This window comes from Bacillus cabrialesii, from assembly GCF_004124315.2.
Classification (GTDB): domain Bacteria; phylum Bacillota; class Bacilli; order Bacillales; family Bacillaceae; genus Bacillus; species Bacillus cabrialesii.
In genome coordinates this window covers 915,380-938,837 of the sequence record NZ_CP096889.1, presented here as the reverse complement: position 1 = coordinate 938,837, position 23,458 = coordinate 915,380, and the positions used below count along the sequence as shown (strand labels likewise).

Sequence of the window (23,458 nt, the reverse complement as noted above, 5' to 3'; positions counted from 1 at the left end):
GTTCACTTTCTTTCAGGAGCGAAAATCGAGTAATATGGTAAGAGGATTGAATGATGAGGAAGTGATGGAATGGAATATAATTTACATGATACAACGGTCTTAAACGAAAACATTCTTTCATCGGAGGAACAGGAAATATGGGTGCTCTATATGAAAGTCTTAACCTCAGCCGGTCTCGGAGATGTGTCGGAATGGATGAAGCTGGATATGAGCATGCCCCAAATGAAAGTGCTGATGCTATTAAACAACCATGGGACACTGAAAGTGAGCGACATTGCTGAAAAAATGGGGGCTTCCCTGTCCAATACAACAGGACTGCTTGACCGCCTTGAAAAATCAGGGTTTGTCAAACGCTCACATTCTGAAGAGGACCGCCGTTCTGTGGTTGTCCAGTTGACGGAGAATGCAAAAAATATTTTTCGAGGGCTTTATGAAAAAGGCCATCTGAAATTAAAGCGTTCATTGGAACTGCTGTCTCCTGAAGAAAAGCAGGCTGTTACCGAAGGGCTGTCTATCCTTTCCAAGGCATTGGAGAAAGCGAAAAAAGAATAAATCTTCAAGTCTGTCATCCGCAAACCGTGAAGGCAGACTTTTTTTATTTGACATTTAGTTCATTTAAAATGAATAATATATTCGAAGTGAACAAAAAGGAGTTGATGAATATGCCTGAAGCATTGACAACGCAAAAAAGCCAAAAGTGGGCGATCAGCCTGTTTACCATCGGGGTGTTCATGGCCGCGCTGGATAACGGAATTATTTCCGCCGCTTTAACAACAATCAACGAGTCGTTTGCCGTTTCTCCTTCCTGGGGATCATGGGGCATCACCCTTTATACGCTCGGTCTTAGCGTCAGTGTGCCGATTGTCGGAAAGCTTTCAGACCGCTACGGCAGAAAGAGACTCTTTCTCATTGAGGTTTGCCTGTTCGGACTAGGCTCTTTGCTTGTTGCTTTGAGCCAAAACTTCCCGCTTTTTCTGATCTCACGGCTGATTCAGGCGCTTGGGGGCGGCGGGATTTTCATTATCGGAAGCTCGCACATACTCGCTACCCTTCCAAAGGAAAAGCAGGGAAAGGCGCTTGGGCTGCTTGGCGCGATGAACGGGATGGCCGCTGTGCTCGGGCCGAATATCGGAAGCTTTTTGCTTGATTGGACCGGTTCTTGGCATTGGCTGTTTTTGATTAATTTGCCGATTGCGGTACTATTGGTTGTTTTCGGTGCATGTTTTATTGCAGAAACAAAAGCGCCTGAGGCTAAGCGCCTCGATACGGCCGGAATCTTCCTTCTGTCCCTGTCGATTTTAGCTGTGATGTACGGCATGACGAATCTTGACGGGGCAAATCTTTTAAACAGTTTGGGAGATCCAAAAGTGTATGGATGTATTGTATTTGGCATTCTCTGTTTTGCGGCGCTTATCTCGTTTGAAAAGAGGGTTGAAATGCGAGGGGGCGATCCGATTTTGGCGTATTCTCTGCTGCGGAACAACATGTTTCAGCGTACGCTTATCATCGGTTTGTTATCCGGCGGGCTCTTGGCGGCGGTCATTTTTATCCCGTCATATGTTGAGCAGTATTTGGGCGTTCCTGCCGCCAAAGCAGGTTATTGGATGACACCGCTTGCGTTAGCTTCCGGAATCGGCGCGTGGCTCGGCGGAGCGCTCACCGATAAAAAGGGGCCGGTGAAAACCGTTGTTCTTTCGGGAATCATTTCGTGTGCGGGATTTGCTTTATTTCCTCTCTGGGTGACGGAGAAATGGGAGTTTGTGATCGCAAGTGTAGCGGCCGGGATCGGTTTTGGCTTTTTGTTAGGCGCTCCGCTGAACGTCCTTGTATCAGAGGCTGCCAAAACGAATAAGGGCACAGCGCTTGGCACGCTTTCATTAGTAAGGCAAATTGGATTGACATTGTCGCCTACTCTTTATGCGGGTTTTATCACAGCCGGGTTTGAGCAAATCGGGGATGAAATCAAAAGCCGCTTATCGGAGAGCGGACATTCAGAAAAGGCGATGCAAATGATGCCTGAGATCGACAGTTCTAATGTTTCTTCATTACAAGAACAAATCGAGCGCATCCCCGTACCTGAAGTCAAATCCGCGATAAGCGACGCCATTCATGCGAGTGTCGCCAGCGGCTATGATCATTTATATGCGGCGGCGGCTGTGATCTCACTTCTGGTGATTGCTTCTATCAGTATTCCGGCTTTCCGCCGGCAAAAGCGTTAAGACCACCCCATCCGTTTGGAAAGCTCCGTAATATGGGCGATATGATGATGTGAGTGCCAGACATACAGCCCGAGCGCGTTCTCCAAGGTCATGATCTCCTTTGCAGCGGGATGATAAAATCCGCGCTGAAATTGCTGATCCGTCAGCGTGCGGAGAAGAGCCGTCCATCTCCCGTGAAGCGCCTGTAAAAGCGCGAGTGAACCGCTCGGATCCGCTGTTTTTGAGTCCTTTAGCTCCGACCACGCTTTTTCATCATATGGACGGATGGCCGGTGTCTCTTCCGTCAAGCTCAATTTAAACCGAATATAGCTGTTCATATGACTGTCAGCCAGATGATGAACAACTTGCCGAACGGTCCATCCCCCGTCCCGGTACGGTGTGTCAAGCTGGCTGTCCGTCATGCCTTCTACAGCTTGCTTCAGCTTGGCCGGCACTTCCTCCAGCGCTTGAATCCATTCTTCTATCTGCTCCTTAGATATAGATTCTCTCGGCTTGTATTCTCCTATTGGATAGCTTAGATTGGCTTTTGTCATGTTGTTCTCCCTTCTGATCTATTTTTCTCCTTTATTTTATAAGAAATAGATTGTATATTGCTAATTTTTCCCATAAAATAAAAACGACACATGTGTCATTTTTATTATTTAGGAGGATGAATCATGGAAAAACCGTTGCTTCGCAATCAAAGAGGATTGATGACACTGTTAGCCTCGCAAACCATTTCTTCACTTGGAGACTGGCTTCACATTTTGGCCGTGCTAACATTAGCCGCTTTTCAGCTACACGCTTCACCATTAGATATGTCGTTTTTAATGATGTCATTTGCTTTGCCTGTCATTGTACTCGGCCCGGCATCAGGATTGCTTGCCGACCGTTTTGACAGAAAAACGATCATGTTCCTGTCTGAAATCGGCCGTGCCCTCACCGTTATCAGCTGCGTTTACGTCAGTGAGCTTTGGCAGCTTTACATATTGCTGAGCCTTCAAAGCTGTTTTTCTTCGCTTTTTTCACCTGCTAAAAACGGAAAGCTTAAGGAATTGGCTCCGGAAGCGCACATTCAACAGGCCGTTTCCGTCAGCAGCATGATTGATAACAGCTCTAAAATTTTTGGTCCTGCCCTCGGCGGCATGCTGATCGGCACAGTCTCTATCCATTCTGTTTTCTATATCAACGCCGTCGCCTTTTTTCTATCCGCTGTCATTTTGCTTTTCCTTCCAAGAGATGCTTTTTCACAAAAAGCCCACACACCTCAAGAAAAAACATCAGCACTTGCTTCTCTGAAAGAAGGCTATCAGTTATTGAAACGGATGCCGCTTCTTTTAACAGGCTTGCTCACCGCTTGCGTTGTTCTCTTTGTGTTGCAAATAGGTGACTCGCAGGCGATCATTCTCATCCGCTCCTTTTCAGGCGCTCCTCCCGAGCTTGCAGGCTGGTGCATGGCCGTAAGCGGAGCCGGCATGCTCCTTACGGCTGTAATCGCCGGCAGACGGAGAATCACTTCTTATTTGCTTTATTTCTCAGCCGGGACCCTTCTTCTTGGAATAGCAACTGGAAGCGCGCCATTTCTGAGCGGTATGGGAATTGCCGGCATCGCTCTTTTTATATTTGATTTTTACATCATGGGAGCGGCTTTCGGTCTCGTCCATATTCCATTTCAAATTCTCGTACAGACAACAGTGCCTGTGGAATACAGCGGCAGAGTGTTTGGCGCCATTCAAAGCGCAACAACCCTCGCCTCTATCCTCGGCATGGCGGGCGGGGGCGTGCTGGCGGAATGGATCGGTGTATCACTTGCTTTTCTTGTCTGCGGCTGCTTGCTGATCATAGTTGGGTTGATTACACTTGTAGGTAAGAAAGTTGCAGAAAGCAGGCGATATCTTGTCACCGAAAGTAACAAAGGAGCACAAGGATAAACGGCAGGCAGAGATTTTAGAGGCTGCCAAAACCGTTTTTAAACGAAAAGGCTTCGAATTAACGACAATGAAGGACGTTGTGGAAGAGTCAGGTTTCAGCCGAGGCGGTGTCTATCTTTATTTTTCAAACACCGAGGAGATGTTTCGCCGCATTATTGAAGCCGGGCTTGATGAAGGGCTCCAAAAACTTGATGAATCAGCTGAACACCGAAGTGTTTGGGATACCATTTCCAGCTATTTGGACGAACTGGCTGAGGGTCTGAGTGACGCAGCAGATACATTGGCGCCGGTGCAATTTGAATATTTAGTGACAGCTTGGCGGAATGAAGAACGGCGGCAGTATTTGGAGAAAAGGTATGATCTCTTTGTAGAAAGATTTTCAAAGCTATTGCAAAAAGGAATCGATCAGGGGGAATTTCAGCCTCTGCAGCCTCTCGCGACAATTGCGAAGTTTTTCCTCAATATGAATGACGGCATCATCCAGAACGCGCTTTATTTTGATGAAGAAAAGGCTGATGTATCTGGACTGGCTGAATCTGCAAAACTGTATTTAAAAACGGTGTTGCAAGCGGATGAGAAATAAAGAAAAGCGGCAGGAGCCTCTCTCCTGCCGCTTATTTTCACCCTGCGTGATCACGCACTTCTACTGTTGCTTTTTTCTGTTTTGGCTGATAGATCTTCCCCACAAATAAATAACCGTATTTGAATTTATTCAGTGCCCATGAGGTCAGGATCGGGCCGCCTGTACACACGGCAAACAACAGGAGAACAGCCGGTACGGCGGGAATTCCGGGCATATTTAAAAGCAAAACGTAGCCTATGATCATAAAATAGGCATGAAGCAGATAAATCGAAAAGGAATAGTTGCTGATAAACATCATGATTTTCGGCACATGCTTCATTTTAGAAAACAAGTGAAAGCAGAGGAAAATCATGCTTGTCGAATACAGCATGATATCAGGCCGTTTCGAGCTGATCATGCCAACCTCACCGACATAAGAAACAATGACAACGAGCGCAGCAGAAGCTAGCGCGGCGCCGTATACCACCCAGCGGTATTGGTTGAGCAGCGCTAAAAAGCGCTTGTACTCCTTTCCGCAATAGTAGGCTAGACAAAAGTAGAAAAGCCAGCCTGCGAACGGAACCCAGAAGAACGGAAACCCGCCGCCCTCTTCTGAAGCGGGAGCCGGACTGACTGCTGAGAAATAGCTTAAATAAGCGGCTGTCACCAAAAATGAGATGGACAGCACCCATTTCGGCGATGCTTTTTTCAAATACTCATGAAACATCATATGCAGAATGTAAAATTGAAAGATGACAAGAATGAAGTATCCGATAAAGTTTCCTAACAATACGTTCGCCAGGTACTTTTGCACAAACGCAAGAAAGGTTACCTCTCCCCCCATTGCACTGGTCATCAGCAGGGCATCGATGGCCGCGATAAATAGAAAAGGAACGAAAATCACTTTTCCCCGCTTCTTTAAAAAACCGTTCGGCACCCCGTCTGGATAAGAACGGGCCAGCAAAAATTCAGAGATGAAAATGAAAGCGGGCGTGCTGAACATCAGGAGTGTGCGGAAAGAATCTACGGTGTGAGAAATATTTGCGAGAGCTTCTGCCTGAAGCATCAGGACCATTGAAACGATGTGGAGAAGGACGACACTTAAGCACGAAATGCAGCGGATCATAAAAATTTCTTTAATTTGCATAACAGCGCTCCTTTTATTTAAAATTGTTAGAAATCGATGGTTGTACCATAACATGTCTGTTCTATTTGAGAAAGTGCCTGATGTCATAAATTGCAGTATGCATGATAGACTAAGGTCATAAAACCCTCTGGCTTTCTCAAACGAGATTGCGTGCCAGAAACATGCAAAAAAACCTGCCGTAACGGAGACGGCAGGTTTCTTTACGGAGATCTTAATTTGTATTGAGGCCTCCGCCATTCAGTCCTTCTTTAATATAACCGTTCACTTGGCTATTAGAGAGCAATCCAATATGGCCGATGCCATATAGCTGGATGTTTCTCGCTCCCTGTAATCGAGACAAGCTATTGATTACAATTTGATCATTTAGGCTGTAGATAGATGTATAGAGGATCTTTTGATTAGGATCTGTACCTGGCAGCGCAACAGATGACACTAAACCATTAGCCCCTCCAAGTGTTACGACATTTTGAATCTTGTTTCCCCCGCCTAGATATTTAATATAGTACAGCGTGTTGGCGCCGCCCATACTATGAGCGACAATATCTACTTTTTTGGCTCCCGTCTCTTTTAAAACCCGATCAATATATGAAGCAAGCTGCGGGCCATTGTTAAAATTGTTTCCTGTCTTATCATAAAAATCAATTGCATACAGTTTGTTGCTTTGCCAGCCTTGAGAAATTAAGTAGTTTTTAATAGCGAAAAAGTTGTATGAGGCACCACTTATTCCATGAACAAGAACGACAGGATTATGTACTGATTCTGCTTTTGCGCTAGACGGCGTAGCGGCTAGAACAGACAGTATCAGCGATAAACAAATAATGAATGTAATAAATACTTTTTTCACGTTCATTCCCCCCTTAAATTGTTTATACCACCAATTTCCTATTATACATAAAAAATCAATTTAGTTAATATTTTTTCTAAGAATTTAAATTCGAATTTCATTCGATGAAGAATTGGATACCTTCTGAATTCATGACATACCTTTTATCTTAATTTCACAAGTAGACCGGTTGTGTTCCCTTTCTCCCTTTTCTATAATAAGGGGAATAGGCAGTTAGGATTACAGATGAGCGCTTGCTCATCTTTTTTGTGAAACAGCCATAGACACGGAGGATAGCATGAGAGTATTAAAATACGCTATATTAGGGCTTTTGCGAAAAGGCGAATTGAGCGGATATGATATTACGAGTTATTTTAAAGAAGAGCTCGGCCAATTTTGGAGCGCCAAGCACAGCCAGATTTATCCCGAGCTCAAAAAGCTGACGGATGAAGGATTTATCACGTTCCGGACAACGATTCAAGGCACGAAGCTGGAGAAAAAGATGTACACCCTGACAGACAGCGGAAAGCGGGAGCTGCATGACTGGCTGATCCGTCACCAGCCGATACCGGAGACGGTGAAGGATGAATTTATGCTGAAGGCATACTTTATTTCTTCTCTATCGCGGCTGGAGGCTTCAGATTTGTTTACGGACCAGCTGCTGAAACGCAAGGCCAAGCTGTCTGATCTGCAAGGAAGCTATGAAAAGCTAATGGCTTCAGCGGAGCCGATGTCGTTTTCTTCACCGGACTTCGGCCACTATCTCGTGCTGACGAAAGCGCTGGAGCGGGAGAAAAATTACGTTTCTTGGCTTGAATCGATTTTAGCTATGATAGATGAAGGTTAATCGGGAGCGGCCTCAGGCTGCCCCAATACTTAATGCGGGGGACGGACAATGAATGTGACATTGCGTGAATTAACAGGGGAACTGATCCGAGTGGTACCGATGGATAAAAGCCATATTCAAGGTTTATATGAAGCTGCAAATGATGAAAACATTTGGGCCCATTTACCGAAAACCATTACAACGCTGCATGATATGGAAGCTTTTGTCGAGGAAGCCCTGCAAACGAAAGATTCGGGTGCAGAATGTCCTTTCGTGATTATTCATCGTGAAACTGGCAAAATCGTCGGCACGACGCGATTTTTGTATATGTCATCCGCTTCAAGGAGCCTTGAGATCGGCTGGACGTGGTTTCACCCTTCAGTGTGGGGCATCTCAGCCAACACCGAATGCAAATATTTGCTGTTACGGTATTGCTTTGAACAGCTGAACACGATTCGGGTGCAGTTCAAAACGGATGAACGGAATATCAGATCGCAAAAAGCGATAGAGCGGCTGGGAGCAGTGAAAGAAGGCGTATTGCGAAATCAAATGATCAGAAAAGACGGAACATTCCGCAACTCGGTGTTTTACAGCATCATCGACAGTGAGTGGCCGTCCGTGAAACAGCATTTGGAGCAGAGACTGCAGCTTATAGAAAAAACAAAATGATTGCGAAAAACATCTGCCCCGAAGGCAGATGTTTTTTTAGGCGCGGAGCGCTTTCAGCCCCGCTGCGAAAGTAATTGCCGCAAAAGCAAGCAAAATGCCGCAGATTCCGAGAATATCTGTGACGTGCGCACCGTTAGCGATTATCTCAGTCAGCCCGCTCATCGCCCACTTTTGTGGAAGAAATTCAGCGATGGACTGCATAAATTTCGGCTCAATGTCTATCGGCCAATACATTCCGCTTACCATACACGTTGCGATGACGAATAAGTTACCGAACGCAAGCTGCTGTTCCGGTGTTCTGACATTGGCCGCAATCACCAATCCGATGCCGACAACGGTCAGCAGAAAAAACGACACTAACACAATAACCGCACCGGGATTGCCCCAGTTAATGCCAAACAGCCAATGGGATGCGAGAAGCAATATGCCAAATTGAATCCAGCCAATGACAAAGAAGGACAGCACATACCCTGCGCCGATTTCCGCCCGGCTGACAGAGGCTGTAAGCAATCTGGACCAGACGCCGTTTTTTCTTGCTTCTAAAATGGTTCCCGCTGCCCCCATCATGGTCAGCATGACAAACAGTATGCAAAAGCCCGCTGCTGTGGAGGCTGTGTCACTTGCGCCCGCACTTTCTTCATTATCTCTGAGCGTCTTTCGCTTTACGGCTGGCGCTGCATCTTCGTGATCTTTGGCGAAAACCGATTTATAAGCCGCCTTCCAGTTCTCCCCCGCTGCCTGAGCTGACGTTTTCGCCGCGGTAACCTGAATATTGAGCTTCGCCAATGTGCTTTCCGCATATTGTTTGGCCATCGGCGCTTCCGACAGGTCCGGGCCGTGCCGGAAGATCAGCTCAGGATGTTTTCCTTTTTCGAGCTGTGCCTGAAATGAGCGGGATATGATGATGATCCCGGCCATTTTCTTTTGTTTCAGCTTTTCTGACGCTTTTCTTTCAGACATGGTTTCAAATGTATACATATCATCGTGTGTCTTCAGCTGCCGAATGTAATGCTGCGAGAGAATCGTGTCGTCCTGATCAATGACCGCAAGCCGCAGCTTGTCGTCATTGCCGCCGAGCATCCCCCCAAATACAAAGGTCAGCAAAAGCGGGGCAGCGAACATCATCAAATAGTTCTGCCGCTTCTTGAAAATGAGAGAAAGCTCAATGCCGCAAATGGCTAAGATTTTTTTCACTTGGTGTACCTCCTTATCTTGTATGAAGCCGTCTGATGCCAAGCGCGAGTGAACAAAGGCCGATTGCCGCAAAAACAAGCACAGGCTTTTGAAGGTCAGCCCAGCCTCCCCCTTCCATTAGAGAAAGAAAGCCGTCAAGCGCCCATCGATTCGGCACCGCTTTAGATACAGACTGCAAGAAGTCCGGAAATTGGTACAGCGGCAGCATAGATCCGCCGAGAACCGCAAGCAATTGAATGCCGAAGCCGCTGATCGCATCGGCCGATTTCATATCGCTGATACACGACGCAAGCAGTACTGAAATGCCGGATACAGCCGCAGCATAAGAAAGCCCGAGTACACTCACATACAGCAGATTGCCGCCCCAGTCCACACCGAATACATTGATCGTAACGATCAGAAAAATAAAAAATTGTATGATGGCAAACAGATAGGTTCCAAGCCATTTTCCGAAGAGAATGGCGTATTTTTGCGCAGGCGTCATCAGCATTCTGGCAAGTGTTTCCGTCTCCTTTTCCTGTAAGAATGATTTCGCCCCGACTGTCATATGAAACAGCATAAACATGCAAAGCATTGCCGCCGAATAGTATTGAAAACTCGTAACGGCCTTGCTGCCGACTGATTTTTCCTTAATAGCAAGTTTGTCACCCGTTTCTTTTTCAAGCGCTTTGACTAGGTTGTCTGCAAAGTGTGAAGGATCAAGTTTTCCTTGTTTGACAGCTGCCGTTTTGCTGACGTAGTCCATTGAAGCCGACGCAGCTTCTTTTACCGCCTTATATTGGTCTATGAAAGATGCGGCGGCTGTTTCGATGATGGAACTTTTTAATGTTTGATCAGGGTCAGCATAAACAAAAGCTGACGTTTTGCCGGCTTCCCAATGGTTCGGAATGACGATGCCGACATCGATTTTCTTTTCATCAAGCAGTTTCTTCATCTCTTCTTCGCTGCTGGCATGTGTGACCTTTATCGACTTCATTTTTTTGAGCACATCTGTTTTAAACATGTTCGCTGCATCTGACTCGTCTGACTGGACATAGCCAACTTTGATGCCGTCAATCCGGCTGCCTCCGTCAACAACCGATCCGAGCGCCGCCCCTAAAATACAAGTCAGGATCAGCGGCATTAAAATAAGCATCATAAACCCTTTTCTGTCCGTGATTCTGATTTTGACATCTTTCCATGCGATCCATAAGCTTTTTTTCATTACCGTCCCTCCTAATCCCGTAAAGTGCGGCCGGTCAGATTCAGAAACAGGCGCTCCAGATTTGGTTCCTGCACCTGAAGAGACAGCAGGTTTATATGATGGGCGGCTGCTTCCGCAAGCAGACTGGTGACGACTTTCTCATGATGAGCCGCAGCGATGTCAATTTTGAGCTCTGATTCATGTACTGTCACATCATTCACATGAGCCAAAGAACGAATTGCAAAAAGAAACGCTTCCTCGATCCCGCTGACAGTGAGCTGAATAATGGTATCGCCTCCAAGGCGGCTGCACAAATCGGTTTTTGTGCCGATCGCAATCATTTCTCCCTGATCAATAATGCCGATCCGGTCGCATAAATACTCGACTTCTTCCATGTAATGACTCGTATAGATCACCGTCATGCCCGTTTCATTGAGCTGTTTCACCGTTTCCAAAATATGATTTCTCGATTGAGGGTCGATTCCGACAGTCGGTTCATCCATGATCAGCAGCTCAGGCTTGTGCATTAAGGCGGCACCAATGTTGATTCTCCGTTTCATCCCGCCGGAGAACGTTTCAATTTTATCTTTGGCCCGCTCAGTCAGGCCGACATATTCAAGGACCTCTGCCGATCTTTTTTTGGCCTCGCCATGCGTAAGTCCGTACATTTTTCCCCAAAACATAAGATTTTCATGAGCCGTCAGCGTCGGATATAAAGCAATTTCCTGCGGGACAACACCGATTTTTTGTTTCGCTTTGGCCGTTTCTTTACCGATGACATAGCCGCCCACTGTGATGCTTCCGCTGTCATGCGGCACGAGGCCGGAAATCATCGAGATGGTTGTGGACTTCCCCGCACCGTTTGGCCCGAGCAGCCCGAACGACTCCCCCTTTTGGAGGGAAAAAGAAATGCCTTTCACGATTGTTTTTTTCCCATATGCCTTTTTGATGTTTTCTGCTTGCAGCACGTCGTTTCACTCCTTTTTTAATCCCATTGCCATTGTAGAAAAAAGAAGGGCGTGCGGCATGTAGCGCCGGATAGAACATAAGGCATGAAAAAAAGGCCTGTAAAAGGCCTTTTCAGAGAAATGTATATGCTGAACGTCATATGTCAAAAGACAGATACACCATATCTGACTGAATAGATGGCGGCTTGGGTTCTGTCTCTGACAGACAGCTTGCTGATAATGTGCGAAACATGATTTTTCACTGTGCCTTCTGTAATGTACAGCTTCTCGGCAATTTCTTTGTTATTCAGCCCGTACCCCAGCTCAGCGAGAACTTCCATTTCACGATCGGTCAGGTCGTGCAGCTCCTCAGGTTTTTCTTTCTCGTTTATTCCTTTCAGCTGTCTTTCACGCTTCCATTCATTCAGCATTTGGGCAGTCAGTTCCGGAGGAAGCACCATCCCCCCAGATTGAACAGTCATCACCGCTTTTACAATCGTATCGGCTGACATGTCCTTTAGCAGGTACCCGCTCGCTCCTTCTTCTAGCGCTTCAGCAATCAGCTCTGAATCCTTGAAGGTCGTCAGCATCAAAACCTTTACGCCGGGCAGCGAGCTTGTAATCAATTTTGTCCCTTCAACTCCGTTGGAAACCGGCATTCGGATGTCCATTAACACAATATCGGGCTCAAGTTCTTTCGCCTTTTCGAAGGCTTCCTGCCCGTTTCGCGCTGTTGCGATCACATCAAGCTCTTCTCTGAGCTGAAGCAGCGATGCCAGCCCTTCTCTGACGATATCCTGATCGTCGGTAATGATGATCTTAATCATGATAAACTCTCCTTTTGCTGCGCGGGCCCGAAGCTCCATTTTTTATTAGCCAGTGAAAATTTGGCGATCACAGTAAATCCTTCATCCCGTTCGCTCTCAAAGCGGATCATTCCGCCATGCTCCGCTGCCCGCTTTTTCATGTTCAAGAGACCAAAGCCGAGTGCCGCGTCGGGATTTCCTTTTCCGTCATCCTTAATGACAAGGCTGATGCTGTCCGTTGTGCAGGCAAGCTGGATCGAACAGGCTGTGGCGCCGCCGTGCCGTTTAGCATTGGTCAGTGCTTCCTGCACTGTTCTGACCAGAGTCGGATGAAGAGACAGCGGGATCATCGCAGGATCACCGCTGACTGCAAATTCGGTTGTGACTCCCGCGTTTTTGTAAAAATCTTTTGTCAGCTGTTTCAGCGTTTCGATTAATGAAGGATCGTTTTCCGTTTGCAGGGTCCGCACTGATAAGCGGACATCATCAAGCGCTTCACGGACAAGCGTTTCACATACCTCGACCGTCTCTTCCGCTTTTTGGCTGTCTCTTTTTTGCCATTCCCGCAAAAGCTGCAGCTGGACGAGGAGCGCCGTCATTTTGTGCCCGACTGTATCATGGATGTCCCTTGCCATTCTGTTCCGCTCATGAATGGCAGTCATTTCTTCAACCTGCTTTGCATATAAATGCAGCTCCTCATGCGCAGCAGACAGCGCCAAGTGTGACTCCGTCAGTTCCTGAAACTGCTGTTTTGCCGTTTCCTGCGTATCCAAAAGCTTGCGGATTAATTTACCGACAACTCCGCAAAAGACAACGAATGTCATGCTGATACAATGATCCATCACATATTCATCGCCGAACATACGATATGTACGAATGAGCACAATCAGCCACATGATAAAACAAAAACACAGGACAGACCATACTGTTTTTCGGTCAAACCCTTTCAAAAAAAAGGTAACAGCAACCGGGCTGAGCAATGTGATATATAAACCTGTACCCGGAAATATGAAACCGAATGAAAAGCCAACTGCAATATCAATCAGACAAAAAATAACGGCATATTTTTCTACTCTTAATAAGAGATGATTTGCTAAGAACACACCCGCACCGCCAGCGATGAACAAATACTCAAACCAGCGGTCATCTTTTACAAGAAAAAAGTAAACCGAACAACTTACCATTAAGGTGAAAATCCTAGTAAATATAAGAGCCTTCACGCTCATCACTCCCGTTACCCAATTCCTTTCTTATCATACCTGCCTCAGGTCATTTTTGACAGGAGTTTCTGGAAAATAAAAACCGCATATGAACTTAATGTCATATGCGGCGCTTTCGTTTATTTATTTGAATTCAACCCAGACTGATCCTTGGTCTGCTGAACGCACGCAATTCTCAATCCAGCGGATGCCCTCGATTCCTGCATCAATGTCAGGATACACCAAGTTGTTCAAGGTTTCTTGATCTTCGCGGTTTTTCGCATCAATCGCAACGGCAAACTTAAGATAAATATTGGCCCACGCGTCTGACAGCCCTTCGCTGTGTAAGGCGCCCAGACGTTCATCAGCACTGCATGCACCATCTAAATACGGCATGCCGCGAACGAGTGTCTGAATCGGCTCTCCCTGCACTTCATACGTCAGTTCGTTTGGCTTGCTGTCCCACCATTCGATGCTTGCTTTTGAGCCGACAATCCGGATTCTATGGCCATCCATACATCCGGCATTGATTGATGATGTCCACATCGTTCCGACCGCTCCGTTTTCATAATGCATGAGCACATGTGCGTTGTCCTCCAGCGGCGCTCGGCTGCCGACGAAGCTCTGGCGGTCACACAGCAGCTCTTTGATTTTCATCTGCGGCATAATGAGCTGCGACATATAATACGTGTGGGTAGATAAATCGCCCAGCACAAAGCTTGGCCCGGCGATCGCAGGGTCGACACGCCATTTCTGTGCAGCGCTTATGTTTTCGCCCTCATCTGCTGCACAAAAACCGTGTGTGTACTGCAAGTCAACCACACGAATATCGCCGATCTTGCCTTGCTCAATCATCGCACGCATTTGAAGGAGCATTTGATTGCCGGAAAACCCGTATGTCACGCCGACAATTTTCCCTTTTTTCTCTGCGAGCGCTTTGATTTCATAGCCCTCTTCTGAAGTGAAGAACAGCGGTTTTTCACAAATGACATGCAGATCTGCTTCAAGCGCCGCCTTACAGATCTCATAATGAGTGCCGTTCGGGGTGGCAATCGATACAACCTCTATGCCATCCTCTTTTTTCGCTTCCTCCGCAAACATTGTTTGATAGTCAGGATAACAGCGTTCCGCATCCACTCCGAGGTTCACCCCAAAGTCTTTTCCTCTTTCGGCATCGATATCAAAGGCGCCTGCGATTAATTGAAAGGCAGTATTGTCTCTCAGCGCTCCAATACGATGTTTATATCCAACCTGGCTGAGCCGCCCGCCGCCTACCATTGCCCAGCGCAGCGGTTTTGAAATGATTCTTTCTCCATTTAGCATCAGAAAAACCTCCTATTGGCTGATGGTTTGTTTTAAAGCTTCTATCGATGTGCGGATGCCCGCTTCCGGTGACATCGTTAAGTCCTCCATTTCTAAGGAAACCTCACCGTCATACCCCATCATTTTTACGACTGAAAAAAATTCCTTCCACCACTGTAAATCCTGTCCGCAGCCGACAGCTACATAATTCCATGCCCGGTTTGCAGGATCTGTCACTTCTTTTGTTTCTAACAGCCCGTTAACTGCAGCTAAATGTCTTTCAATTCTGACATCTTTTCCGTGAACATGGTGAATGGCTTCTCCGAGCTCCCTTGCCGCGATGATCGGGTCTGCGCCCATCCATAATAAATGGCTCGGGTCAAGATTCAAACCGACCATCGGGCCGACTGCATTTCTGAGCCGAAAGAGAGTCTCAGGATTATAGACTAATTGAGAGCTGAAATTTTCAAGCGCGATTTTTTCAACACCGCAGGCTTCCGCTTTTTGGACAAGCTCCTTCCAATAAGGAATCGCAACATCTTCCCATTGATAGTTGAGGATATCTTTTAAAACGGGAGGCCAGCTTACTGTGTATGTGATCCAGTTCGGCACTTTGTCGTCCGGGCCGCCGGCTGGCAGGCCGCTCATCATGATCACTTTTTTGACGCCTAATAATCCAGCCAGCTCCATCGTTTTGTCCGTTACTTCTCTGTGCAATTTGCCCAGTTCGCCTGGATCCAAAGGATTCCCCGAGCAGTTTAAAGCGCAAAGTGTCATATTCCGCTTTTCCAGCGCTGCTGAAAACTCTTCTCTTTTGTGGCTGCTTTGCAGCAGTTCATCAAGATTCAAGTGAGGCGCAGGCGACCAGCCTCCGGTTGTCATTTCAAGCGTATCAATGCCAAGCTCCGCGGCAAAATCGAGCATTTCTTCAAAAGGCAAATGTCCTAAGCTGTCTGTTACATAAGATAGTTTCATTGATAGATTCCTCCTGGTATCTGCAGATTACGATAAGTGAGTTGTTTGATTTTGGATTTCCTGATCAGCGCGGCGGCCATACTGGCGAAAGGAATGCTCAAGCTGTTCAAGTGACCGCCCTTTTGTCTCAGGCACATATTTTTTCACAAATAGAATCGCTAGAATATTCATAGCGACAAAGATAAAAAATGTCGCCGACATCCCAATATGATTGAGCAAAATGGGAAAGGTGAATCCAATGAGAAAGTTAGCTGTCCACAAGCAGAAGGTGCTGATCCCCATGCCAAGCCCCCGCACATGCATAGGAAAGATTTCCGAGAGCATCAGCCACGTCACCGTAGAAATGGCAGCCTGCTGAAACGCAAGAAACAAAACGGTCAAACTCAGCACAACATACGGCAGGGCGGGTGTTCCTTCAAGGACAATGGATAAAATCCCGATCAGCAGAAGGGCTGTCATCGTGCCAATCTGTCCGATGATCAGCATGGGCCGGCGGCGGACTTTGCCGAGAAGCCATATCCCAAAAATGACCGCGATAACTGAAATAACACCGTTTGCAATATTGCCGATTAATGCAGCTTCTGTTTGAAAACCGGCTTCTCTCAGAATTTCTGTCCCATAGTACATGATCGAATTGACACCGGTAATTTGCTGTACGATGGCGATTCCGATCCCAACGAATAGAATGCGTCTGATCCACGGCTCTTGAAAATCATGAAAGCCGGCCTTTTTTGCTGTGCCCTCAATCGCATGTTTGATTTCTTTTATTTCCTGCTGTGCCCGGCTGTCTACACGGATTTGCCAAAGCACCCGCAGAGCGTCACCCATTCTGCCTTTAGCCGCCAGCCAACGCGGGCTTTCAGGCACGATGAGCATTCCGAACCATAACACAACAGCCGGAAGTGTCGCGATGACCAGCATATACCGCCAAACATTTGCGCTCTCCCCCATTGTGCTGCCGATAATGGCGTTAAAGGTGTATGCCAGCAGCTGGCCAATTACGATCATCAGTTCATTTTGTGTCACGATTCGTCCCCTGCGTTCTGCCGGCGAAATTTCCGCTAAAAAGGTTGGAACCGTTACAGAAGCGCAGCCAACCGCCAGTCCGAGCAGAAAACGAAAGGCAATCATCACGGACGCGTTTGGTGAAAAGGTACAGCCAAGTGTGGCTGCGATGAAGAGTAAGGCTAAATAAAGGATCGTTTTTCGGCGGCCGTGCCGATCGGACAGACGTCCTCCAAACATCGCCCCGAAGGCTGCCCCGAGAAGCAGGGAACTCGCAACCAGTCCTTCTGTAACAGGTGTAAGATTGAGTTGACCTGCAGTTGCCATAAAAGGAAGTGCCCCATTAATGACACCCGTATCATAACCGAACAACAGGCCGCCGAATGTAGATACCAATGTAATCGTTCGTAAAAGCCCTTTATGAGCTAAGCTTTCTTTTTCTTTTACAGCCTCTTTCTTTTTTGTACTCACGGCTTTCTTCCCCTTCTTTCAAGAATGGCAGAGCACCCGACACCAAGCATAAGCCAATGTATCCCTCCTTCAGCAACACACACTTTTGTAACCGCTTTCTAAAGAGATTATAAGACAACGAGATTTCTCGCGTCTTTATCATATGAAGACATTGTTTTGTCATTTCAGGACATCTTATTCGTGCGGCTTGGCCTGTTCGATTTTTTGAAAAGGTTTATTGATTTGAAATGCGGTCATTTTTGAATCTTTATAAAGGGAGCGGAAAAGCCCGGGTGAGCTACCGATTTTAGCGGAAAAGACGCGAGTGAAATAATGTACTGAGAAACCGATTTCTTCCGCTATTTCTTTAATCGATAGATTCGTTGATTTCAGCAGTTCGGCAGCTTTGTTTATTTTTTCATTTTGGACAAATTCTGAGTAGCTGACGCCCAGTTCTGCTGCAAATAAACGTGATAAGTGCCTCCCTGAGATATGAAAGTGGCTGGCGACATCCGTCAGCTTTAACGGCTGTGACAGATTGTCTTTTATGTGCAGTTTCACCTCTGTCAGCAAAGCAGAAGATGTGTGAATGGGCTGCTTTTGTTTCGGGCGATGGGCGGACGGGAGAAAGGTTTGGATTAATGACAGGATCAATGCATGCGACAAATGAAATAGGATCTCTTTGTCAAAAGCATTGACAGGCTGCGCTGCTTGCAGCATTAACGTTTTCCAAAGCAGGCCCGGCGGTTCGACATCTTTCAATTGCATTGTGATAAAGGGGCTTTGTTTCACTTCTTCCATCACTTTGATCCATTCGGCGCTTGACTGATCCTCGCTCAGCTCGAAAGCGACGTAAAAAAGGAACAGCCCTGTTTCACTTTTGATTTGGTGCAAATGCTCCGGCTTTGACAAAAAAATCGTCTGTTCACGAAGCGGATATGTACGATCGCCTTCAAGGTAATATCCTTCACCTCTTACGACGTAACAAATTTCATAAAAGGAATGCTTATGAAGGAGTGTGTTATAGTGGTTCGTCATCGCTCCCCAATAGTGGACGTAAAATGAAACATCCTTTTGCTCTAAGCGATGCACATATTGATTTAATGCTATTTTGCCCGTCACAAGGTGATTGAGTTCCATGTAAACGCCTCCTAACAAGTTGGTTCTCCCATCATAACAAGGCGGACAAAAATAAAAAATCCCCCTGCCGTTTTTTCGGCAAAGGGATTACAGTCAAATCACAAATCTAATATGGGCGCCGGAAACAGGATCTTTCACACGGAAGCTGTTTTCCGTTTCTTCGATCGAATATCCGGCACGTTTGACTCGGTCTGCCACTCGATCCAGTTCCTCTTGATGAGGCAGGACAACCGTGTAATAGTCTAGTCCGCTGGCATTTGTTGGTTTAGGCGGCGCGTTTCTTCCCGCCCAAATATTTAAGCCGATATGATGATGGTAGCCTCCGGCTGAAACGAAGAGAGCGGACATGCCCGCATAGTTTCCGACAATATCAAAGCCCAGCACATCCGTATAAAACGCTTTTGCTTCTTTCAAATCACTGACATGCAGATGAATGTGTCCGATAATTGTATCGTTCGGAAGCGCTGCTTTCCGCTCATCTCCGGCCACTTCAAGAAGACCCTCAATGTCAACAGCGGTTGTCGTCATGACGTAGTTTCCTTCACGATCACGCTGCCACGTGCTGCGGGGGCGGTCAGCGTACATTTCAATTCCGTTTCCATCAGGATCAGACAGGTAGAGTGCTTCACTGACAGCATGATCCCCATGTCCGATGGCAATGCCGTGTTCAATCAGGCGGGCGAGCGCGATACCAAGTTCCTTCCTGTTCGGAAGAAGAATTGCAAAGTGATAGAGGCCCGTCACAGACCGTTCAGGCAAGACGACGGCGCTCTGATTTTCTTCGAGAACAAGCAGGACGCGTTTTCCGTCAGCCGATAGTTCGGCTTGGCGATCCGTCTTTTTTAAGACTTGAAAGCCGATGACGTTACAGTAGAACTGAAGGGAACGCTCCAGGCTGCGGATTGTGAGTTTGACATAGCCAATATTTGTATCCTCATGAATGCTGGTCATGCTGTATGCCTCTTTTCTTATGCTGATACGTTTTCGCTCTTTTTTGCTTTAAACACAAGTGGATCCAGCGCAAGGAAACGGCTTCCGGAAAGAGCCAGGTGGATTGATGTCAAAAGCAGAAGGTAATCAAATTCTGCATTTCCCATGAATGGCGCTTTCAGCTTGACTGTAATGATGGCTCCGATCAGCGTGAGGGCAAACAGAACACCGACAATACGTGTAGCCAATCCGAAGAAGACAAGCACTCCGCCAACGAGTTCAATCGCTGCGATGACATACGCCATAAAGCTTGGAAGGCCTATGCTGCCGAAAAATTGAATCGTGCCCTCCATTCCTTGAAACTTTGATAAACCGTGAACAAAAAAGATAATACCTGTAATAACTCTTAAAAGTAATGTGCCAATTTCAAATGATTTATTCATTTTATCCTCCTTGATAAATGTTATCACTTACTTAATGTAAGCTAGTATATATACATAACTTGTTTACGTCAAGTAATTTTGTTACATTTTACGAAAATGAAATAAAAGTACTATAAAACTGTAACAAAAAAGACCTCTGTGCAGGACAAAGGTCTATTTCTCAAATTGGCTTTTATATAAGTCACTGTAAAATCCTTTTTGCCGGATCAATTCTTCATGGCTGCCTTTTTCAATCATTTCGCCATCTTTTAGCACCACAATCTGGTCCGCTCTTTGAATTGTGTTCAGCCTGTGGGCGATGATGACGCTTGTTCTTCCTTCCATTAAACGGGCGAGCGCTTCTTGAATGTTGACTTCTGTTACGGTATCAATGTTGCTTGTCGCTTCATCCAAGATGAGAAGAACCGGATCGGCAAGCACCGCACGCGCTATGGAAATCAATTGTTTCTGTCCTTGGCTGATGCCTGTGCCGTTTTGCGTCAGCACGGTGTCATATCCTTTTGGCAGCCTTTCAATAAAGCTATGGGCGTTCGCTGTTTTTGCAGCGGCTTCGACTTCCTGATCAGAAGCATCGAGCCTGCCATAGCGAATATTTTCTCTGATCGTTCCCTGAAACAAAAACGAATCCTGAAGGACAAACCCCATGTTTTTTCTCAAGCTTGCCCTAGTGAGCGTTTTAATGTCTGTACCGTCGATTAAAATTCTCCCCTCTTCAGGCTCGTAAAAACGGGCGAGCAGGTTGGTGACAGTTGTTTTCCCCGCTCCCGTCGGCCCGACAAACGCGATGGATTGTCCGGCAGGCACGGTAAACTGTAAATGCTTCAGTGTCTGCTGCCCTTGATCGTAACCGAAGGACACGTCCCGGAATTCAATACTGCCTGTTTGGATCGGCTGATGCACGGCGTTCTTTTCATCCTCGCGCTCCTCTTTTTCGTCAAGCACGTCAAACACCCGTTCAGCGCCCGCAATGGCGGACAGCATCGTATTAAACTGGTTCGCCAAGTCGTTTAAAGGACGTGTGAATTGTCTTGAATACTCGGCAAAGACGACGATGGAGCCGATCGAGATCCAGCCTTTTAGCGCAAACAAACCGCCGATTGCGGCAATCATTGTAAAGCTTAAGTTATTCAAAGAGTTCATGACTTTCGGGATAAACCCGGAAATCGTCTGTGCCCAGAAGCCCGAGGTCTTGAGCGCAGCGTTTTTTTCAAGAAATTCGGCTGTGATCTGCTTTTCACGCGAATAGGCTTTGATGACCTTTGCGCCGGAAACAGATTCCTCAATATATCCATTCAGCTCGCCAAGGTTTTTCTGCTGTTCTTTAAACAGCTTTCCCGTCCGGTTGGTGATCCATTTCAGACTTACTGCCATCACCGGAATAATGGTCAGGGTAATCGCTGTGAGGAGCGGGCTCATGTACAGCATGACCGCAATCGTTCCGACGAAGGTAATGACGCTTGACAAAATTTGAATGACCGACGTGTTTAAGGTCGAGCTGACATTTTCGATGTCATTCGTCACCCGGCTCATCAGCTCGCCGTGCCGCTGTTTATCAAAAAACGGAATCGGCAGCTCATGCAGGTGGGTGAACAACTCGCTTCTCATTCTGAAAACCGTGCCTTGCGAAATCGTAATCATCCAATAGTTTTGAAACCAGAGCGACAGGGCCTGAATGACATAAATGACGAGCAGAAGAAGCAAAACGGGAATCAAGCCGCTGACCGTTTTCCCGACGATAAAATGGTCGATTGCCTTTCCGATCACGAAGGGGCCAAGGAGCCCGAATATCGCGCTGATGACAACCATCAGCATAACAAGGATGAGCAGTCCTTTTCGTTCAGCCAAGTAAGACCAGATTCGTCTCAGTGTGCCTTTTGTATCCTTTGCTTTCGCCCGTTTTTTCGCGCCTTCTGTTTTGCCGATTGGCAGTTTAGGATATTGGAAAGGCTTGCGGATGTCTTTTAGCATGACTCGCTCCCCTCCCTTCCGAATTGCGACTCATAAATGCGCTTGTATAACTGTGATTCAGATAGCAGCTCACTATGCGTGCCTTTTTCAATCATTTCGCCATCCTCAAGCAGCAAAATCTTATCAGCTTTCATGGCTGTGGTCATTTTTTGCGTAATGATTAATGTTGTGCACTCGTATGTGCTGATTGCCTCAAGCAGCTTCGCCTCCGTTTGCAGATCAAGCGCGCTTGTGCTGTCATCCAAAAGAAGGATGGCCGGTTTTCGGATCAGCGCCCTAGCAATGGATATCCGCTGCTTCTGGCCGCCGGACAGGTTGACGCCTCTTTGCCCCAACACGGTGTCATACCCATTTGGGAGCTTCATAATCGTGTCATGAATTTGCGCATGTTTGGCGGCTTCCATTATTTCATCAAGTGAAGCATTTTCTTTGCCCCAAGCGATATTTTCTTTGATTGTGCCGGAAAACAGGAGCACTTCCTGCGGTACATATCCAATTTGCTTGCGAAGCCCTTCAGCCGGAACATCATGAATCGGCTTTTCATCTATGTAAATGCTTCCTGCATCCGCCTGATAAAGCCGTGGAATAAGCTGAAAGAGCGTGGACTTGCCCGATCCCGTCGCGCCGAGAATCGCGATCGTCTCCCTTGGCTTTGCGGAAAACGAGATATTCCGCAGTACTTCTCTATCCATTTCAGGATAACGGAAGGAAACATGCTGAAATTCAATCCGTCCCGACAAACGATCAGATATAATGTCTTCCGCCCGCTCATCGCCTTCCGTTTCAAGCACTTCGCCGATCCTATCCCCTGATGCCTTCGCCCGGGTGAAAATCATAATCAAAAACGGAAACATCGAAAGCGCGCCCGTAATGCGTGTTGCGTAGTTAATAATCGCGACAACATCGCCGACCTGAGTGCCGCCGCTTGTGATACTGTAGGCCCCTGCCCACAAAATCAACAGGATGCAGAGGTTCATCAAAAGCATCAGCACAGGCATCGTGAATTCCACAAGCTGAAAGGCTGAAACCGTTTTTTCCATCAGCCTCGTGTTGGCTTTGATAAATCTTTTGACTTCATGGCTGCCGCGAAGCAGCGCTTTGATCAGCTTCATCGCGGTTAGGTTTTCCTGCATGACGGTATTCACCTGATCCAGCCGTTTCTGCACGGAGCGGAACAGCGCCCCGCCTTTTTTTAATACCCAAAGCAAAAACAAGATCAGGATCGGAATGGTCACAAGCAGAAAAAAGCCGAGCTTCACGTTAACAGCGAGTGACAGCGCAATGCCTCCTGCAATCATTAACGGTGCCCGCAGCATAAACCGCAAACTCATAAAAATCATGTTTTGAACCTGTGTGACATCGTTTGTCAGCCTTGTGATATAAGAAGAGGAGGAAAACTGTCCAAATGTAGAATAGGAGAAGGACTGGATTTTTTGAAAAAGCCCTTTTCTCGTATCATAGGAAAAGCTTTGGCTGACATGGGCGGCGTAAAAGGAATTCAGCATTCCCGCGGCAAATGACAACACGGTCAATCCGACCATGACCGCGCCCCATGTCCACACATGCCGCAAATCTTGCTTCAATATCCCATCGTCGATGATTTTTGCGATCAGTAAAGGCTGCATCAGTTCAACCGCAAGCTCCGTCAACATGAGGATTAGCGCAACTCCCGCCAGCCATGAGTATGGTTTTAAAAACGATAAAGCCTTTTGCATGTAAAAGCCTCCAAACCCCTTTTTACTCGATTGTCTCTTTCTTTA

Annotated in this window: 22 protein-coding genes; 6 read left to right on the top strand and 16 right to left on the bottom strand. The window is 46.8% G+C overall.

Annotated features, from left to right (window positions below; translation table 11 throughout):
* Positions 1–69 precede the first annotated feature (69 nt).
* Both EFK13_RS04740 and EFK13_RS04735 read left to right on the top strand, forming a co-directional pair.
* On the top strand, positions 70–552 hold the full coding sequence (locus EFK13_RS04740) for a MarR family transcriptional regulator (RefSeq protein ID WP_129506336.1): 483 nt from the start codon (positions 70–72) through the stop codon (positions 550–552).
* 110 nt (positions 553–662) lie between these two features.
* Positions 663–2,219, top strand: a complete 1,557-nt coding sequence (locus EFK13_RS04735; protein WP_129506337.1) for an MFS transporter — start codon at positions 663–665, stop codon at positions 2,217–2,219.
* Here EFK13_RS04735 and bstA read toward each other — a convergent pair.
* Positions 2,216–2,752, bottom strand: a complete 537-nt coding sequence (gene bstA / locus EFK13_RS04730; RefSeq protein ID WP_129506338.1) for a bacillithiol transferase BstA — start codon at positions 2,750–2,752, stop codon at positions 2,216–2,218. The genes EFK13_RS04735 and bstA overlap by 4 nt on opposite strands.
* 123 nt (positions 2,753–2,875) lie before the next feature.
* Here bstA and EFK13_RS04725 point away from each other — a divergent pair, with 123 nt between their 5' ends.
* Positions 2,876–4,129: an MFS transporter gene (locus EFK13_RS04725; protein ID WP_129506339.1), complete on the top strand. Its 1,254-nt coding sequence runs from the start codon at positions 2,876–2,878 to the stop codon at positions 4,127–4,129.
* Positions 4,095–4,712, top strand: a complete 618-nt coding sequence (locus EFK13_RS04720; RefSeq protein ID WP_129506340.1) for a TetR/AcrR family transcriptional regulator — start codon at positions 4,095–4,097, stop codon at positions 4,710–4,712. Before EFK13_RS04725 ends, EFK13_RS04720 begins: the two co-directional genes overlap by 35 nt.
* Before the next feature lie 37 nt (positions 4,713–4,749).
* Here EFK13_RS04720 and EFK13_RS04715 read toward each other — a convergent pair whose 3' ends face one another.
* The gene (locus EFK13_RS04715) at positions 4,750–5,838 is read right to left on the bottom strand and encodes an acyltransferase family protein (protein WP_129506341.1); all 1,089 of its coding nucleotides are present in this window, start codon (positions 5,836–5,838) and stop codon (positions 4,750–4,752) included.
* A gap of 211 nt (positions 5,839–6,049) precedes the next feature.
* Complete coding sequence (gene estB / locus EFK13_RS04710) at positions 6,050–6,682, bottom strand: esterase EstB (protein ID WP_129506342.1); 633 nt, start codon at positions 6,680–6,682, stop codon at positions 6,050–6,052.
* A gap of 277 nt (positions 6,683–6,959) precedes the next feature.
* On the opposite strand from estB, the gene padR reads away from it, so the two are divergent.
* Both padR and EFK13_RS04700 read left to right on the top strand, forming a co-directional pair.
* On the top strand, positions 6,960–7,508 hold the full coding sequence (padR, locus tag EFK13_RS04705) for a transcriptional regulator PadR (RefSeq protein ID WP_129506343.1): 549 nt from the start codon (positions 6,960–6,962) through the stop codon (positions 7,506–7,508).
* Positions 7,509–7,556: 48 nt separating this feature from the next.
* Positions 7,557–8,156, top strand: a complete 600-nt coding sequence (locus EFK13_RS04700; protein WP_129506344.1) for a GNAT family N-acetyltransferase — start codon at positions 7,557–7,559, stop codon at positions 8,154–8,156.
* 36 nt (positions 8,157–8,192) lie between these two features.
* On the opposite strand, the gene lnrN is transcribed toward EFK13_RS04700, so the two are convergent.
* From lnrN to EFK13_RS04635, 13 genes are all read right to left on the bottom strand, one after another.
* The gene (lnrN, locus tag EFK13_RS04695) at positions 8,193–9,350 is read right to left on the bottom strand and encodes a linearmycin resistance permease LnrN (RefSeq protein ID WP_129506345.1); all 1,158 of its coding nucleotides are present in this window, start codon (positions 9,348–9,350) and stop codon (positions 8,193–8,195) included.
* Positions 9,351–9,363: 13 nt separating this feature from the next.
* Entirely contained in the window at positions 9,364–10,554 is a 1,191-nt protein-coding gene (gene lnrM / locus EFK13_RS04690; RefSeq protein ID WP_129506346.1) for a linearmycin resistance permease LnrM, read from the bottom strand.
* An 11-nt stretch (positions 10,555–10,565) separates the two neighbouring features.
* Positions 10,566–11,501: a linearmycin resistance ATP-binding protein LnrL gene (gene lnrL / locus EFK13_RS04685; protein WP_129506347.1), complete on the bottom strand. Its 936-nt coding sequence runs from the start codon at positions 11,499–11,501 to the stop codon at positions 10,566–10,568.
* Between the two features lie 143 nt (positions 11,502–11,644).
* Positions 11,645–12,307, bottom strand: a complete 663-nt coding sequence (lnrK, locus tag EFK13_RS04680) for a two-component system response regulator LnrK (protein ID WP_129506348.1) — start codon at positions 12,305–12,307, stop codon at positions 11,645–11,647.
* Complete coding sequence (locus tag EFK13_RS04675) at positions 12,304–13,506, bottom strand: sensor histidine kinase (RefSeq protein WP_129506349.1); 1,203 nt, start codon at positions 13,504–13,506, stop codon at positions 12,304–12,306. Before EFK13_RS04675 ends, lnrK begins: the two co-directional genes overlap by 4 nt.
* Before the next feature lie 123 nt (positions 13,507–13,629).
* Positions 13,630–14,811, bottom strand: coding sequence for a Gfo/Idh/MocA family protein (locus tag EFK13_RS04670; protein ID WP_080428976.1), 1,182 nt, complete (start codon positions 14,809–14,811; stop codon positions 13,630–13,632).
* A gap of 9 nt (positions 14,812–14,820) precedes the next feature.
* The gene (locus EFK13_RS04665) at positions 14,821–15,762 is read right to left on the bottom strand and encodes a sugar phosphate isomerase/epimerase family protein (RefSeq protein WP_129506350.1); all 942 of its coding nucleotides are present in this window, start codon (positions 15,760–15,762) and stop codon (positions 14,821–14,823) included.
* A 27-nt stretch (positions 15,763–15,789) separates the two neighbouring features.
* Entirely contained in the window at positions 15,790–17,238 is a 1,449-nt protein-coding gene (locus EFK13_RS04660; protein WP_129506351.1) for a sugar porter family MFS transporter, read from the bottom strand.
* 174 nt (positions 17,239–17,412) lie between these two features.
* Positions 17,413–18,357: an AraC family transcriptional regulator gene (locus tag EFK13_RS04655; RefSeq protein WP_129506352.1), complete on the bottom strand. Its 945-nt coding sequence runs from the start codon at positions 18,355–18,357 to the stop codon at positions 17,413–17,415.
* Positions 18,358–18,450: 93 nt separating this feature from the next.
* Positions 18,451–19,308, bottom strand: coding sequence for a catechol 2,3-dioxygenase (catE, locus tag EFK13_RS04650; protein WP_129506353.1), 858 nt, complete (start codon positions 19,306–19,308; stop codon positions 18,451–18,453).
* 17 nt (positions 19,309–19,325) lie between these two features.
* Positions 19,326–19,730, bottom strand: a complete 405-nt coding sequence (gene catD, locus EFK13_RS04645) for a DoxX family oxidoreductase CatD (RefSeq protein WP_003239773.1) — start codon at positions 19,728–19,730, stop codon at positions 19,326–19,328.
* 153 nt (positions 19,731–19,883) lie between these two features.
* Positions 19,884–21,698 (bottom strand): ABC transporter ATP-binding protein, encoded by a 1,815-nt coding sequence (locus EFK13_RS04640; RefSeq protein ID WP_129506354.1) that lies wholly within the window; start codon positions 21,696–21,698, stop codon positions 19,884–19,886.
* The gene (locus EFK13_RS04635; protein WP_129506355.1) at positions 21,692–23,413 is read right to left on the bottom strand and encodes an ABC transporter ATP-binding protein; all 1,722 of its coding nucleotides are present in this window, start codon (positions 23,411–23,413) and stop codon (positions 21,692–21,694) included. The genes EFK13_RS04640 and EFK13_RS04635 overlap by 7 nt, the downstream gene beginning before the upstream one ends.
* Positions 23,414–23,458 lie beyond the last annotated feature (45 nt).

What these genes read in the sequence shown, in the direction of transcription:
- catE (WP_129506353.1), bottom strand. Translation starts at nt 19,308, where the DNA reads ATGACCAGCATTCATGAGGATACAAATATTGGCTATGTCAAACTCACA.
- bstA (WP_129506338.1), bottom strand. Translation starts at nt 2,752, where the DNA reads ATGACAAAAGCCAATCTAAGCTATCCAATAGGAGAATACAAGCCGAGA.
- EFK13_RS04715 (WP_129506341.1), bottom strand. Translation starts at nt 5,838, where the DNA reads ATGCAAATTAAAGAAATTTTTATGATCCGCTGCATTTCGTGCTTAAGT.
- EFK13_RS04655 (WP_129506352.1), bottom strand. Translation starts at nt 18,357, where the DNA reads ATGGAACTCAATCACCTTGTGACGGGCAAAATAGCATTAAATCAATAT.
- lnrM (WP_129506346.1), bottom strand. Translation starts at nt 10,554, where the DNA reads ATGAAAAAAAGCTTATGGATCGCATGGAAAGATGTCAAAATCAGAATC.
- EFK13_RS04740 (WP_129506336.1), top strand. Translation starts at nt 70, where the DNA reads ATGGAATATAATTTACATGATACAACGGTCTTAAACGAAAACATTCTT.
- EFK13_RS04735 (WP_129506337.1), top strand. Translation starts at nt 663, where the DNA reads ATGCCTGAAGCATTGACAACGCAAAAAAGCCAAAAGTGGGCGATCAGC.
- lnrK (WP_129506348.1), bottom strand. Translation starts at nt 12,307, where the DNA reads ATGATTAAGATCATCATTACCGACGATCAGGATATCGTCAGAGAAGGG.
- EFK13_RS04725 (WP_129506339.1), top strand. Translation starts at nt 2,876, where the DNA reads ATGGAAAAACCGTTGCTTCGCAATCAAAGAGGATTGATGACACTGTTA.
- EFK13_RS04635 (WP_129506355.1), bottom strand. Translation starts at nt 23,413, where the DNA reads ATGCAAAAGGCTTTATCGTTTTTAAAACCATACTCATGGCTGGCGGGA.
- EFK13_RS04665 (WP_129506350.1), bottom strand. Translation starts at nt 15,762, where the DNA reads ATGAAACTATCTTATGTAACAGACAGCTTAGGACATTTGCCTTTTGAA.
- EFK13_RS04640 (WP_129506354.1), bottom strand. Translation starts at nt 21,698, where the DNA reads ATGCTAAAAGACATCCGCAAGCCTTTCCAATATCCTAAACTGCCAATC.
- padR (WP_129506343.1), top strand. Translation starts at nt 6,960, where the DNA reads ATGAGAGTATTAAAATACGCTATATTAGGGCTTTTGCGAAAAGGCGAA.
- EFK13_RS04700 (WP_129506344.1), top strand. Translation starts at nt 7,557, where the DNA reads ATGAATGTGACATTGCGTGAATTAACAGGGGAACTGATCCGAGTGGTA.
- catD (WP_003239773.1), bottom strand. Translation starts at nt 19,730, where the DNA reads ATGAATAAATCATTTGAAATTGGCACATTACTTTTAAGAGTTATTACA.